This is a genomic window from Zunongwangia sp. L-65 (assembly GCF_056859415.1).
The window spans coordinates 44,740-59,313 of sequence record NZ_JBSXOK010000036.1; the positions used below are offsets into that span (position 1 = coordinate 44,740).

Annotated in this window: 10 protein-coding genes and 2 tRNA genes; 7 read left to right on the forward strand and 5 right to left on the reverse strand. The window is 37.3% G+C overall.

The genetic code is table 11. The features are described 5' to 3' along the window. Positions 1–22: 22 nt before the first annotated feature. The 3 genes from AC13DP_RS03180 to proS all read right to left on the reverse strand — a co-directional run bounded on the left by AC13DP_RS03180 (position 23) and on the right by proS (position 1,793). Positions 23–94 (reverse strand) — tRNA-Glu (locus AC13DP_RS03180). A 64-nt stretch (positions 95–158) separates the two neighbouring features. Then, a tRNA-Glu gene (locus tag AC13DP_RS03185) sits at positions 159–230 on the reverse strand. Positions 231–314: 84 nt separating this feature from the next. Continuing rightward, positions 315–1,793, reverse strand: coding sequence for a proline--tRNA ligase (gene proS, locus AC13DP_RS03190; protein WP_483067299.1), 1,479 nt, complete (start codon positions 1,791–1,793; stop codon positions 315–317). A 109-nt stretch (positions 1,794–1,902) separates the two neighbouring features. Between proS and AC13DP_RS03195 the strand changes: the two genes are divergently transcribed. Both AC13DP_RS03195 and AC13DP_RS03200 read left to right on the forward strand, forming a co-directional pair. Next, positions 1,903–3,090: a hypothetical protein gene (locus AC13DP_RS03195; RefSeq protein WP_228250365.1), complete on the forward strand. Its 1,188-nt coding sequence runs from the start codon at positions 1,903–1,905 to the stop codon at positions 3,088–3,090. Positions 3,091–3,170: 80 nt separating this feature from the next. Further along, positions 3,171–4,682, forward strand: coding sequence for an OmpP1/FadL family transporter (locus tag AC13DP_RS03200; RefSeq protein ID WP_483067300.1), 1,512 nt, complete (start codon positions 3,171–3,173; stop codon positions 4,680–4,682). 178 nt (positions 4,683–4,860) lie between these two features. Here the strand turns inward: AC13DP_RS03200 and AC13DP_RS03205 are convergent, their stop codons facing one another. Then, positions 4,861–6,699 (reverse strand): T9SS type B sorting domain-containing protein, encoded by a 1,839-nt coding sequence (locus AC13DP_RS03205; RefSeq protein WP_483067301.1) that lies wholly within the window; start codon positions 6,697–6,699, stop codon positions 4,861–4,863. Between the two features lie 134 nt (positions 6,700–6,833). On the opposite strand from AC13DP_RS03205, the gene folE reads away from it, so the two are divergent. From folE to AC13DP_RS03230, 5 genes are all read left to right on the forward strand, one after another. Beyond that, complete coding sequence (folE, locus tag AC13DP_RS03210) at positions 6,834–7,511, forward strand: GTP cyclohydrolase I FolE (protein WP_228250361.1); 678 nt, start codon at positions 6,834–6,836, stop codon at positions 7,509–7,511. A 30-nt stretch (positions 7,512–7,541) separates the two neighbouring features. After that, entirely contained in the window at positions 7,542–9,026 is a 1,485-nt protein-coding gene (gene cysS, locus AC13DP_RS03215; RefSeq protein WP_483067302.1) for a cysteine--tRNA ligase, read from the forward strand. Positions 9,027–9,053: 27 nt separating this feature from the next. Further along, positions 9,054–9,278, forward strand: coding sequence for a membrane protein insertion efficiency factor YidD (gene yidD / locus AC13DP_RS03220; RefSeq protein WP_013073177.1), 225 nt, complete (start codon positions 9,054–9,056; stop codon positions 9,276–9,278). A 116-nt stretch (positions 9,279–9,394) separates the two neighbouring features. Next, positions 9,395–10,225, forward strand: a complete 831-nt coding sequence (gene lgt, locus AC13DP_RS03225) for a prolipoprotein diacylglyceryl transferase (protein ID WP_041579069.1) — start codon at positions 9,395–9,397, stop codon at positions 10,223–10,225. Beyond that, a complete protein-coding gene (locus AC13DP_RS03230) occupies positions 10,225–10,707 on the forward strand; it encodes a DUF192 domain-containing protein (protein WP_483067303.1) in 483 nt (160 codons plus the stop codon). Before lgt ends, AC13DP_RS03230 begins: the two co-directional genes overlap by 1 nt. Before the next feature lie 807 nt (positions 10,708–11,514). On the opposite strand, the gene secDF is transcribed toward AC13DP_RS03230, so the two are convergent. Then, positions 11,515–14,505 carry a protein translocase subunit SecDF gene (gene secDF, locus AC13DP_RS03235; RefSeq protein WP_228250357.1) on the reverse strand — a complete coding sequence of 997 codons (2,991 nt, stop codon included), beginning with the start codon at positions 14,503–14,505 and terminating at the stop codon, positions 11,515–11,517. Between the last annotated feature and the right edge of the window lie 69 nt (positions 14,506–14,574).

The window sequence follows — 14,574 nt, forward strand, 5'->3', positions numbered from 1 at the left end:
AATTTAATTAATTCTTTAAAAGTAGTCCGTAGGGGAATCGAACCCCTGTTACCAGGATGAAAACCTGGCGTCCTAACCCCTAGACGAACGGACCAAATATTATTAAAATTTCATGCCAATTAAGGCTTCTCGACAACACAAACTACTTGTGTTTTTAGTAGTCCGTAGGGGAATCGAACCCCTGTTACCAGGATGAAAACCTGGCGTCCTAACCCCTAGACGAACGGACCAACAATTTTTTGTTTCAATTGCGGATGCAAAAATACAACTATTTTTGAATGCCACAAGAGTTCGCGAAAAAAAATTGAAAAAAATTAATACGCCTTCGCAAATAGCACTCTACCGCTAGATGGTTTACCTGTTAAAACACAGGTTCCCTCCTCTTCTTTACGATCAAATGGAACACATCTAATAGTAGCTTTAGTTAATTCTTTAATTCTATTTTCGGTTTCTGGCGTACCGTCCCAATGCGCCGATATAAAACCTCCCTTTTTCTTTAAAATGGCTTTAAACTCATCAAAACTATCTACTTTAGTAATATGCTCATCTCTAAAGTTCTTGGCTTTATGATATAAAGTTTCCTGGATTTCCTCCATTAAAGCCACTACTTTTTCTACTACGCCATCCATTTCAACAAACTCTTTGGTAAGCGTATCCCTTCTGGCAAGTTCTACCGTTCCTTTTTCAATATCTTTTGGACCAATAGCTAATCGAACCGGCACACCTTGCAGCTCATACTGGGCAAACTTCCATCCAGGTTTGTGCGTATCCCTATTATCAAATTTTACTGAAATACCCTTAGCTCTTAAATCTTTTACCAAGCCGTTAGCTACATCAGAAATTTGGTCTAACTGCTCTTCACTCCTATATATAGGAACGATCACTACTTGAATTGGCGCTAATTTTGGAGGCAACACCAAACCTTTATCATCGCTATGCGTCATTACAAGCGCTCCCATTAAACGAGTGGAAACACCCCATGACGTTGCCCAAACATGCTCTAAGCCTCCTTCTTTGGTTGCAAACTTTACATCAAAAGCTTTTGCAAAATTCTGACCTAAAAAATGAGAAGTTCCCGCTTGTAAAGCTTTACCATCTTGCATTAAAGCCTCAATACAATAGGTTTCTTCTGCCCCCGCAAAACGTTCATTCTCCGTTTTCGCCCCTTTTATAACCGGTGTAGCCATAAAATTCTCTACAAATTCGGCATAAATATCATTCATCTGCATGGTTTCAGCCAAGGCTTCCTGTCTGGTTGCATGCGCAGTATGGCCTTCTTGCCATAAAAACTCAGAGGTTCTAAGAAACAATCTTGTTCTCATTTCCCAACGTACTACGTTTGCCCATTGATTAATAAGAATTGGCAAATCCCTGTACGATTGTATCCAGTTTTTATAAGTATTCCAAATAACTGCTTCAGAGGTGGGTCTTACCACCAGCTCTTCCTCTAATTTTGCTGCAGGGTCCACAATAAGTTTTCCCTTATTTTCCTCATCGGTTTTTAGTCGGTAATGGGTTACTACCGCACATTCTTTTGCAAAACCTTCTGCATTTTTCTCTTCGGCTTCAAAAAGGCTTTTAGGCACAAACAGCGGGAAATAGGCATTTTGATGCCCGGTTTCTTTAAACATTCTATCTAATTCGGCCTGCATCTTTTCCCATATGGCGTAACCATAAGGTTTGATAACCATACACCCTCTAACTGCTGAATTCTCAGCAAGATCGGCTTTTACGACAAGCTCGTTATACCATTTAGAATAGTCTTGTTCTCTGCTAGTTAAATTCTTACCCATTATTGTTTTTTGGCATAAATATTGTATTTTAAAGAAACACAATATAGACTTATTTTGTTAGCGCAAAACTAACTAAATTTGTAATGTTCAACAATTAAAAAACAAGCTAATGATACGCAATGATAATTTACTTCACAGAACTTCATTTTTAATAACACCTGTGTTATTGCTATTATTAGCATCATGTGGTTCTTACCAATATTCAGGGTACAACGATGGTATCTATGGTGAATCTTCCAGAACTGTAGATCGTCCACGTACCGGTTATGAGAGACCTCAAAATGCTAATGAGCAGCGAGAGGAAAAACTTAAAGAAGCTAACTCTTACTACAAAAATGCGTTCGCACAGCAGTCTGCAATGTTAGAAAACGCGATGCAGCAAGATGTAGTATTTACAGATATTGATTCTTACTCCTCTAATTCGGGATATCCTGAAGATGAAGAAATGTATAACGAAGAAGGAACAATGGCCTACAACGGCTCCTACGCTCCTTGGGGTCAGGGTGATCCAGACGATACTACCATAAACATCTACAACTACGGAGGCGCATGGGGTAGAGGATTTTACAACCCATACTTTGCAATGGGATACGGATGGGGCGGCTTTGGCTGGGGCGGCTGGAACGGTTTCTATGATCCTTATTTTGCAAACCCATACTGGGGTAGCTGGGGCATAGGCTGGGGCGCTCCCCTCTACGGTGCTGGATGGGCTTATGGCTATGGCTGGGGTGGATTTTCCCCATGGTATTACGGAAGATGGAACCGTGGTTATTACGGTGGTTATTATGCTAATAATTACCATAATTATTATCAGCCAACATATTCATACACCAATTCTCGACGTAATTCCAGAAGTTCTTATTCTAATGTATCCAGCCGTAGAAATGACGCTACTACAAGAGCAAGAAGTAACTCTTCATATTCCAGAAGAATTAGAGATATAAGAAATATAGATAGTAATTCGAGAAGCAGCAGATCTACATCTACACGAAATCGTGTTACCGATAGAGAAAATACTAATGTTTACTCACGATCTAACAGGAGAAGTTCAACTTCTTATAACAGAAGTAACAACTCCGGTTCCAGATCTTCCATAGGCAGATCTTCAGATAATTCTACTTATCAGCCCAGCAGATCGAGATCAACAACACCAACGCGATCTTCTGTTAGAACATCTTCTCCTTCAAGAAGTTCTGGCTCTGTAGGAAGAAGTTCTTCTGGAAGTAGCAGATCATCAGGAGGCAGTAGATCATCTGGAGGAGGCAGTTCCCGCGGTGGCCGAGGAGGAAGAGGCTAGAATAAACTTACATATAAATACCTTACAGCGGAAACACTGTAAGGTATTTTATTGCCTAAAATTGAATATAACACCTAATTATGAAAAAGATTTTAACTTTCACTTTACTGGCAATCATTACATTCTGTGATTTGAAAGCTCAGGATATAACCGATGCCTTCAGGTATTCTCATACCGATCTAAAGGGTACGGCCAGGTTTCAGGCTATGAGTGGAGCCTTTGGTGCCCTTGGCGGCGATATTTCAGCCATTAGTATTAATCCTGCCAGCTCAGCAGTATTTATAAATAGTGCCGCAACATTAACCTTTAGTGATATATCCAAAGAAAATACTACTACTTACTTCTCTGGTATTAATAATGCAGAGCACAGTGATTTTAATTTAAATCAGGCCGGTATAGCATTAATATTTAACTCTAATGGTGATAGCGAGTTTACTAAATTTAGTTTTGGTGTTAATTATGCTGAAGAAAATAATTTTGATGATTCCTTTAAAGCTGCAGGATTAAGTAATAATTCAATTGATCAATATTTTCTAAGTTATGCCCAAGGGGTTCCTCTAGATCTTTTAATCCCATATGATGATGAAAGCATCGACGACCTTTATGCCTATCTTGGAGAAAACGAAGGATATGGCGCCCAACAAGCACTCTTAGGATATCAGGGATTTATCATTAATCCAGAAAGTGATGATATTGAAAATACTAAATACTACTCGTCACTATCTCCCGGACAATTTCAAAATAGTTATAATTATATTTCTACAGGGCTTAACGGTAAAATCTCTTTTAACTTCGCTGCTGAATTTCAAAAAAAATTATACCTGGGGATTAACTTAAATAGCCATTTCATTAATTATGACCGTACTACCAGATATTTTGAAAGCAACGCAAATACAGGTAGTGAAACAAATGAAATTTCATTTGTAAATTCACTAAGTACTGATGGGGATGGCTTTTCTGCTCAGATTGGTGGAATTTATAAGATCACCGATCAGTTTAGAATAGGAGCTACTTACGACACCCCAACCTGGTACAATATTAGAGAAGAGGCTTCTCAATCTTTAAGAACGTATAGTGATGTATACGATGAAAGCGTTATTGTAAATCCAGATGTTATTAATGTTTATCCTGAATACAAACTTAGAACCTCTGGGAAAATAACCGGAAGTGCTGCACTTGTGCTTGGTGGACAAGGCTTAATTAGCCTGGATTACAGCTATAAAGATTACGGAAACACTGAATTTCAACCTACTGATGATGCAGATTTCATCATACAAAACAATATTATCGCTGAAAACTTAAAAGGAGCATCCAGCATTAAGGTTGGAGGAGAGTACAGAATTGATAACTGGAGCTTAAGGGGAGGATACCGTTACGAGGAAAGTCCATACAAAGACGGGGTTACTATGAGCGATTTAGATGGATACTCTGCAGGAATTGGTTATAGTTTTGGTGCCTTTAAAATCGACGCAGCTTATACTAACACCCAGTACTCTGAGAGCAGATCCCTTTATCAGGTTGGTTTAACAAATACTGCGGCTATCGACAGGGAATTTTCTAGCCTCGTGTTTTCGCTAAGCTTTGGATTATAATAGCAGCCAGATAGTTTTTAACCATAACATTAAACAGCAAATAATATTTTTCTACGATTGGTAAAAATCTAAGAAAATCATAGCCTTAATAAGGAATTAAAAATCTCGATTTATCGAGTAAATCTCGCGATTTACAGAAAAGCCTAATAACTGAAGAATTTCAATTCATTAGGCTTTTTTATTTTATTAAACTAAAATGAGCACTAAAATTGTGCCTGCTACTTGTTTTAAAGTTCACATATTCCAAATTGAACCAATAATCATCTTCAGGCAAAAGTTTACCATTCATAAGCCCATCCCAACCTTCTCCATCCGGGTCTATATTCTTTAAAAAAACACCATTACGATCAAAAACCCTAATCTTAAGCACCTTATAATCCGCATCCTGCGTTACTGACCAACGATCGTTATAACCATCTCCATTAGGAGTAAAGAAAAAATCATAGCCTACAACTGTAAACTCTTTTACAACAACTCCTCCACAACCGCCTGCTTCCCGAATTTGTAATTCATGAACTCCTCGCTGGATATTACGAAAAACAGGATCGGATGTATAGGCCCCATTATCCAGGCTGTACTCAAATTCCGAGGAATGCCCAATATTGCGTGACGCATTAATTTCTACAGTCCAGCTATTTTCAAAATCACCCTTTAAAATGTCTACTTTTACCGAATTCGGTTCAGACACGTAACTAACAGTAGTGGAAAAACGAACTTCACAACCTGTAAATTTTTCAGTCAACACCAACGTGTAATTGGGATTAGCAGACTCTTCATATAAATATAAATCGTATTCCGAAGATATTAACTCCTCTCCATTGTACCAGGAATACTCATAACTTTTGCCAAAATCTTTTCCCAGTACAAGCTCATCATTAAATAATCCGTAAGCATCCACGCAAATTCTATAGTTTTCCTCCAAAGGTGTTTCGGGAAGCGTCCGAATATCTAAATGAATTGCCGCAATATCTGATATGCAACCAGATTCAAGATTTACTATACGGGCCAAAATTGTCTCTCTACTTACGCTATAATTTTCAGGATCCGGAATTTTATTGTTATTAAGAGCACCTTCTTCTGTCTCAAAATATTCTACTTTGAAAAATTCCGGAGAGGTATTAAGCGATAATAGTTCAGTTTGTTTTATGGTTAGATCAATAAGGCTATCCTGTTCACAAACAAATATGGCTTCCACAGGCTCCTTAATTACAGGGCGATCATAAAAAGTCACCTCCACATTATCTCCTATAGTGTTATCCCCATCAGCATTCTGGATTAAAACTCGGTAGGTACCACTTACGGTAACCTTTAACTGTGCTTTATTTTCAGCCTCTAATTGAACAAAATCATCTTTATTTTCATCAAAAACAAACCACTGATAGCCTATGGCTCCTTGTACCTCTACATTAAGTATAGTTTCGTTTTCCCCACAAACTACTTTATCTGCTCCCAAAATTCCGTTTAGAATAGCACAATTTGTAGAACCTGCATTGCTACCATTATTGGTTTGCTTCAAATTGATAAAACCAGGAAGTTCACTGTAGTTGGTTAGCAAAAAAACATAGACCTCACCTTTTTTAGCATTATTGATCGCAGCCACTTCTACAGCATCTTCGGAATATGAACAATCCACATGATTTTTTTCAGACAGTAACTCGTTGTTACAATAATCCTCTGAAGCGTTAAATGGGCCCCAAATCACGAAATCAACATCTAAAGCTTCTCCGCTCCCATCTTCATTTTCGCTTTGAGAAATCAAAAACTCTAAATCTCCCGAATCTTCTATTTGCAAATAAAACCAGGAAGGATACCTGGGAAACTCTACGCACCCATAATCCGGACCGCTTTCCCCGGCCACCACCTCGCTATTCAGCCTATTTGAATTTTCAAAAACAAGCTCTTCATTACCCGCACAAAAAGGACGAATATCTGCACAACGGGAACCTTGTGCAATAAGAGTGGTAACCAGCAAAAAAAGGGATACAAAAAGACCTGTTTTCAACGTGTTTGCGCGCATTGCGCGCAAATTATAAAATTATATAATGCAAAAATCCATTAATAGACAAGAGGCAGGAAAATCAGTATTAAAAGTATTAAATGTGTATCTTTGCAAGCTAAATGAATACTTTACGACTTATAGCGTAAAACGGCATGAAAATAGACAAAGTTTTGAATGAAATTGACGAAATGGGTGATGCACACGCCGGAAGTAGTGCAGAAACACCTATAAGAAAAGATGCTTTTGAAGTTAGTGATACTGATAAGATTGCACTAATTAGAGAAGATGTTGAACATATTATGCAAACACTTGGATTAGATCTTACCGACGATAGTCTAAAGGGTACGCCTCAACGTGTAGCAAAAATGTTTGTAAATGAGATTTTCTCTGGGCTGGATCCAAAAAGAAAACCAAAAGCATCGGTTTTTGACAATAAATACAAATATGGTGAGATGCTTGTAGAGAAGAATATTACAGTTTATTCTACCTGCGAACATCACCTTCTACCAATTGTTGGAAAAGCACATGTAGCGTATATTTCTAATGGTACCGTTGTAGGTTTATCCAAAATGAACAGAATAGTAGATTATTACGCCAAAAGACCACAGGTACAGGAACGAATGACCATGCAAATTGTACAGGAACTTCAGCAAGTGTTGGGAACTGAAGATGTAGCATGCGTTGTTGATGCCAAACACCTTTGCGTAAATAGCCGTGGAATAAGAGATATAGAAAGCAGTACCGTAACCAGTGAATTTGGCGGTGCTTTTAAACAAAAAGAAGTTCGTAGAGAATTTTTGGACTATATTAAGCTAGATACTACATTTTAATTAACTTGCTTTCTTAAAACTACGCTCTTTATGGCGCTTTTCGAAGAACAACAGCTAAAAATTTACAATTCAATTTCTGGAGAGAAAGAAGTATTCAAACCTATAAACGATAGCTACGTTGGAATGTATGTTTGCGGTCCAACCGTATATAGCAACGTTCATTTAGGAAATTGTCGCACTTTTATTTCTTTCGACCTGGTGTTTAGATACCTAAAGCATCTGGGATATAAAGTGAGATATGTTCGAAATATTACCGACGCCGGTCATTTGGAAAATGATGCCGAAACCGGAGAAGACAGAATTGCTAAAAAAGCAAGACTTGAACAGATTGAGCCTATGGAAGTGGTGCAAAAATACACCGTAGATTTTCACAATATCCTGGAGAAATTCAACAATCTTCCCCCTAGTATAGAACCTACAGCGACAGGACATATTGTAGAGCAGATAGAAATCATTAAAACGATTATCGATAGAGGATTTGCTTACGAAGCTAATGGTTCTGTTTATTTTGATGTTTTAAAATATAACGAAGAAAAGCACTATGGTAAATTAAGCGGTAGGGCAATCGAAGATATGATTGCAAATACAAGAGAGCTTGCCGCACAAAGTGATAAAAGAAATCCGCAGGATTTTGCACTTTGGAAAAAAGCAGAACCACAACATATTATGCGCTGGCCCTCACCATGGAGTGATGGTTTCCCGGGATGGCATTTAGAATGTACCGTAATGAGCACCAAATACCTTGGAGAAGAATTTGATATTCATGGCGGGGGAATGGACTTAAAATTCCCACATCACGAATGTGAAATTGCCCAGGGCGAAGCTGCTACCGGTAAAGATCCAGTTCACTACTGGATGCACGCCAACATGCTTACCCTTAACGGGAAGAAAATGGCTAAAAGCACCGGCAACAATATTCTCCCTGAAGAGCTTTTTAGCGGAAAAAATGAAGTAATTGGTAAAGCTTTTTCTCCTAACGTAGCACGTTTTTTTATGCTACAGGCACATTATCGCAGTATTTTAGATTTTTCTAAAGAAGCACTAAGCGCAAGTGAAAAAGGCTTCAACAGGCTAATGGAAGCCTACGCATCTATAGATGATCTACCTGAATCTTCTGCTAGCACCATTAATCTTGCTGAGTGGAAGCAATCTTGCTACGACGCCATGAACGATGATTTTAACAGCCCTATATTAATTGCAAAATTATTTGACGCTGTAAAATGGATAAACGCTATAAAAGAAGAAAGCTTAAAGATATCTGCAGAAGATAAGTTAGAGCTGAAGCAGGTGCTTCACGATTTCTTATTTGATATTTTAGGCTTACGCGACGGCGAGAAAAGTTTAGATAATAATTCAGACAAACTTTCGGGAGCAGTAGAGCTTCTTATAAAACTTAGAGCGGAAGCCAGAAATAACCGTGATTTCGCTACAAGTGACAAAATTCGAGATCAATTACAGGAAATGGGGATCCAGCTAAAAGATGGTAAAGACGGAACCACTTTTTCCATCAATTAAAAACAAACAATCAATAAATGGATAACTATGCTTAAAAAAATGCTTATTTATCCATTTATTATTTTGGTAAAATGCTACCAGAATTTTATTTCTCCTCTTACACCCGCTACCTGCAGGTATACCCCCACCTGTTCTAATTACACGATTGCAGCATTACAAAAACACGGACTTTTTAAAGGTGGATGGTTAGCTTTAAAACGAATATTTAGTTGTCATCCCTGGGGTGGTAGCGGTTACGATCCTGTGCCTTAGCATTTTTTCAGCATAAGTGTAAATAAGATATCAGCCAATAGAAGTGATTAAGCTTCATTTTATAGGCGAAGTTTTTGCAAATATGTATCTTTACAGCTCAACCGAAATTCAAAATAATGCTTATTGACGCCATGAGATGGAGCCCTTCCGAAGGGATAGATTTAGGGATCCTAACAATACACTATTATAGCCTAATGTTTCTAATTGCCTTTGGTCTAGGCTGGTATATCATGAAGGCCATCTATACCCGGGAACGTATTCCTCTAGAAAAATTAGACTCTCTTTTTATCTATACTGTACTTGCTACGCTCATAGGAGCACGTCTTGGTCATGTTATATTTTATGATTGGGATTATTTCCAACACCATTTATTAGAAATATTCTTACCAGTAAAGTTTGAACCAGAATTTCAATTTACCGGTTTTAGAGGGCTTGCCAGTCATGGTGCAGCAATAGGGATAATAACCGCTATGTATCTTTACCGTAAGCGTGTTCTGGACAAGCCGGTTTTATGGATTTTAGATCGTATTGTTATTCCCGTTGCCTGCGGTGGTATATTCGTGAGAATAGGAAATTTTATGAATTCTGAAATCATCGGTAAACCCACTAATAGCGATTACGGAGTGATTTTTGAAAACCTAGGCGAATCTTTCCCCAGGCACCCCGCGCAGCTTTACGAAAGCTTTTGCTACTTGCTAATCTTTCTTCTACTCTATTTTCTTTATTGGAAAACCAATAAAAGATTCAAGGTTGGATATATTTTTGGCTTATTTTTAGTGCTGCTTTGGACGGTAAGATTCTTTGTGGAATTTGTAAAAGAAGCTCAGGTAGAAGAACGCGCCACGTGGCTTTTAAACACAGGACAATGGCTTAGCATCCCATTTATTATTGCAGGATTTTATTTTATGTATCGCCCGCAGGCAAAACAACAAAACACAGCGCAATAGTGATAAATAAACTTTTATATTTTGGATTAACGGGGATTATACTTTTTTGTAGTTCCTGTAAAAATGATGAAGGAAAAGAAATTGAAGTTCAAAATATCGAATTTCGGGATGATGCAGATTTATACCTAATAAATAAGGAAGATGACACCATTAAAACCCTTGATATCGAAATAGCAGATGATGACTATTCCAGGGCAACAGGACTAATGTATCGTGAATCGATGGAAGAAACCCAGGGAATGCTTTTTGTTTACCAAAGGGAATCGATACATAATTTCTATATGAAAAACACCTACATACCATTAGATCTTATCTTTTTTGATTCCGATAGCACTATAGTTAGCTTCCAAAAAGATGCAAAACCTTTAGATGAAAGTCTTTTGCCATCACAGGTACCCGCCCAGTTTATATTAGAAATAAATGGCGGTCTATCTGAACGCTGGGGTTTAAAAACAGGAGATCGATTTAGCGTTCAGCAATAAGTTTTTACAAAGCATTAAATCATAGCTTTAACGCTAAAAATAAGGGTTAAAACGTCCTAAAACCGGGTGTTTTAACCCTTTTTATTTCTGAATTCATAACTTTTCAAGAGCTTTATAATATCGATACCTATCCGTTAGGCCCTACAATTGTAGCATGACGATTTGCACAATCTTCCTCAAGAATTCAAATTCAACCCTAACAGGCTTTTCTTCATTTACTTACAGACAGCATCTACCTGAGTCGTTAATCACTTCCTTTAAATTAAGACGTAAATAGGGCTGGTTGACTCTAATTATTGGTCTTTAAGAAATTAATTTAAGCAGATACAATTGGGTATTATGCACTAAAAGATAAAACCACGAATACACTTAATACGTCTTACGTAATCCATCCCGTTACAAAATTTTCGACTGGATGATGTTGCTCAAAAAATGTCTATACTAGCAACCTGAAACCACGCTATAAAAACGCTATTTTCATTGCTTTAATGTCTTTAGTTGCCAAAAGCAAAATACAAAATTTAGGATAGTTATAGCAGGCTCTATTTCTATATAGTAAATATAGCTACCAGCGAACTTTCTTCAATTGCCACAGCGGTTTGCAAGGGCTGGTAATATCCCTTATAGCTTCAAGTTCTTTCTCATCAGTTCTCCTTAAGAGTTTAATTACTTCCAAAAGTATGCTAAAAATATTTACGATAAATAAAGAAGGTTACTTAGACAGCTCTTACAAGATAAAAAATAGTGCAATAAAAAAGCCTCGCAGGTTAACTCTGCGAGGCTTTTTTATTTAAAAGTTTCGATCAATTAAGCCGTAGCTTCTTCTTCAACCTTTTCTTCTTTATCCTGAATAGATGATTTCTTTTTCACACTATCAAACATTACAGGTGTTGCAATAAAGATAGAAGAGTAAGTACCAACTACCACACCAACGATAAGCGCAAACATAAATCCTCTAATGCTTTCTCCTCCAAATATAAAGATAGCAAGTAACACCACTAAAGTAGTTAAAGAGGTATTTAATGTACGGCTTAATGTACTATTTAAAGCAGCATTTACCGTTTTACCTAACTTCCAAGTGGTATGCTCATTAACATATTCCCTAATCCTGTCAAAAACAACCACGGTATCATTCAGCGAGTAACCAATTACAGTTAAGATCGCAGCAATAAACGCCTGATTAATTTCTAAACTAAAAGGCATAAATTTATAAAGCAATGAGAATACTCCAAGAACGATCAACACATCATGGAATACCGCTACAACAGCCCCTAAACTAAACTGCCATTTTCTAAATCTTAATAAAATATAAAGGAAAACTACAATTAAAGAACCTAAAACTGCCCAGAACGATGCTGCTTTAATATCCTCTGCAATGGTAGGCCCCACTTTCATAGATTCCATAATCCCTACAGTTTTGTCTGAAGAACCATTAATAAACTCATCTTCACTAAGATCTCCTGGAAGATAGGGCTGAAGACTTTCAAAAAGACCTTCCTGAATTTCTTCATCTATAGCAGTACCTTCTTCCTCAATTTTATAATTTGTAGTAATCTTTAACTGATTATTTGGACCAAAAGTTTTCGCTTCAGCATTTCCGAATCGTTCTTCCAATATGTTTTGTACTTCAGTCGGGCTTACATCCTGATCGAATCTCACTGTGTATGTACGCCCCCCAACAAAATCAACACCAAGGTTTAATTGCTGGGTCAATAAAGATCCTAAACTTATTACGATTAATATTCCGGAAATAATATAGGCAACTTTTCTTTTTCCAAGAAAATCAGTATTCATTCCTTTGAAAAGGTTCTTGGTAATTCCTGTAGCAAATTCTAATGATTTTCCATTCTTACCGTAACCATCGATAAATAATCGAGTAATAAAGATCGCTGTAAATAAAGAGGTAGCAATACCTATTAATAAAGTAGTCGCAAAACCTTTAATTGGTCCGGTTCCTAAAATCAAAAGGATAAAACCTGTAAGGCCGGTAGTAATATTTGCATCTAAAATAGAAGAAAGTGCATTACTAAATCCATCTTTAATAGATTCTGCCTGAGATTTCCCTTTAGCAAGCTCTTCCTTAATCCTTTCAAAGATTAATACGTTTGCATCTACAGACATCCCTATAGTTAATACAATACCAGCAATACCAGGTAATGTAAGTACGGCACCAAGACCTGCCAGGATTCCGAAGATAAACAAGATATTTACAATTAAGGCAACATCTGCAAAAAGACCAGCTTTACCGTAATAGAAAATCATCCAGAGAAGTACTAGCACTAGCGCAATACCAAATGACAGCATACCGCTATCGATAGCTTCCTGTCCTAATGAAGGACCAACGATTTCACTTGAAATAATCTCTGCTGAAGCTGGAAGTTTACCCGCCCTTAATACATTGGCTAAATCTTTTCCTTCTTCAATACTGAAATCTCCGGTAATTTCACTTCTCCCTCCAGAAATCGCTCCAGTAGAAACACCAGGAGCAGAATACACCACGTTATCTAAAACAATAGCGATTTGAGTTTGATTATTCGACGCATAGCCCGTCATTTCTTCCCAAATCTTAGCTCCGGTACCGTCCATTTGCATAGAAACGGCAACACGACCTACCTGATCGTAAGTTTGCTGTGCATCGGTAATCACACTACCACTTAATGGTGGTTGATTTTCTCTATTTGATTTTAATGCATATAATCCCGTAGCATTCGTTTCGTCATCTGGAACTCCCCATACAAATCTGGCATAACGTTGTTCAGCAGGAAGAAGATTTCTAACCTGAGGCATTGATAAATAACTATTTACCTTTGCCGTATCCTGAACATTAAAGTAGGCTAAAACAGGACCTCCTTGCGCACCAGGGCCGATTACTAAATCAAATAAAGGATTATTGGTTTGTACGGCAGTACTATCTTCAGCATCCGCAAGTAAATCATCAATATCACTATCGGTTTGTTTAGTTGTATCTATAACCTCGGTCGCTTTCTCCTCTTCAGAAACCACATTCTTTAACACCTGATTTGCCTGCGCTAAGAAACCACCGAACTCAGTATTTTTAAATACATGCCAAAATTCTAATTGTGCTGTACTTTGTAATAAATTCTGAATACGATTCACATCCTTTGCTCCAGGAAGCTCTACCAGAATTCTTCCTGAATTCCCTAAACGCTGAATATTTGGTTGAGTAACACCGAATTTATCGATACGCTTACGTAAAACTTCGAACGCAGAAGTAATAGACTCGTCTACCTTTCTTCTAATAATAGGCTTAACCTGATCATTAGACATATCATAAGTGATATCATCGCTTAAAGTTTTATTGGCGAAGATATCTGGAGACGCTAATTTAGCATCAGGAATAGCATCAAATTTCTCGAAGAAAATATCGATATAATCATCCTGACTGGTTACTGATTCTTCTCTAGCTTCAGTAAGTGCTTTATTAAAAGCAGGATCTTTAGAATCATTCGCCAGGCCTCTAATAATATCTTCTACAGAAATTTGCAGGATAACGTTAATACCACCTTTCAGGTCAAGACCTTTATTTAATTCCTTATCCTTTGCAGTATTATAAGTAATCCCGGCTATAATATCCTTATTCCCAACGGAATCAAGATATTTCTGCTCGGCCTGATCTCTTAAATCCGAATAATTCTCTACACTCGCGTCAATTTTCTGAGCGGCAAATTCTTCTGCTTCACTTTCAACATTATTGGTAATGTATGTAAACGATAACTGGTAAATACACACTAAACCAAATAAAATTGCAAAAACTTTAATAAGTCCTTTATTCTGCATTATTCCTCAAATTATAATTATATAGGTCTTTTTTAAAAACGGACAAATATAGCGTTTCAATAATGAAAT

Excerpts from the sequence above, each read along its gene's own strand:
- proS (WP_483067299.1), bottom strand. The coding sequence starts at position 1,793 with ATGGGTAAGAATTTAACTAGCAGAGAACAAGACTATTCTAAATGGTAT.
- lgt (WP_041579069.1), top strand. The coding sequence starts at position 9,395 with ATGCTTATTGACGCCATGAGATGGAGCCCTTCCGAAGGGATAGATTTA.
- secDF (WP_228250357.1), bottom strand. The coding sequence starts at position 14,505 with ATGCAGAATAAAGGACTTATTAAAGTTTTTGCAATTTTATTTGGTTTA.
- AC13DP_RS03200 (WP_483067300.1), top strand. The coding sequence starts at position 3,171 with ATGAAAAAGATTTTAACTTTCACTTTACTGGCAATCATTACATTCTGT.
- AC13DP_RS03195 (WP_228250365.1), top strand. The coding sequence starts at position 1,903 with ATGATACGCAATGATAATTTACTTCACAGAACTTCATTTTTAATAACA.
- AC13DP_RS03205 (WP_483067301.1), bottom strand. The coding sequence starts at position 6,699 with ATGCGCGCAAACACGTTGAAAACAGGTCTTTTTGTATCCCTTTTTTTG.
- folE (WP_228250361.1), top strand. The coding sequence starts at position 6,834 with ATGAAAATAGACAAAGTTTTGAATGAAATTGACGAAATGGGTGATGCA.
- cysS (WP_483067302.1), top strand. The coding sequence starts at position 7,542 with ATGGCGCTTTTCGAAGAACAACAGCTAAAAATTTACAATTCAATTTCT.
- yidD (WP_013073177.1), top strand. The coding sequence starts at position 9,054 with ATGCTTAAAAAAATGCTTATTTATCCATTTATTATTTTGGTAAAATGC.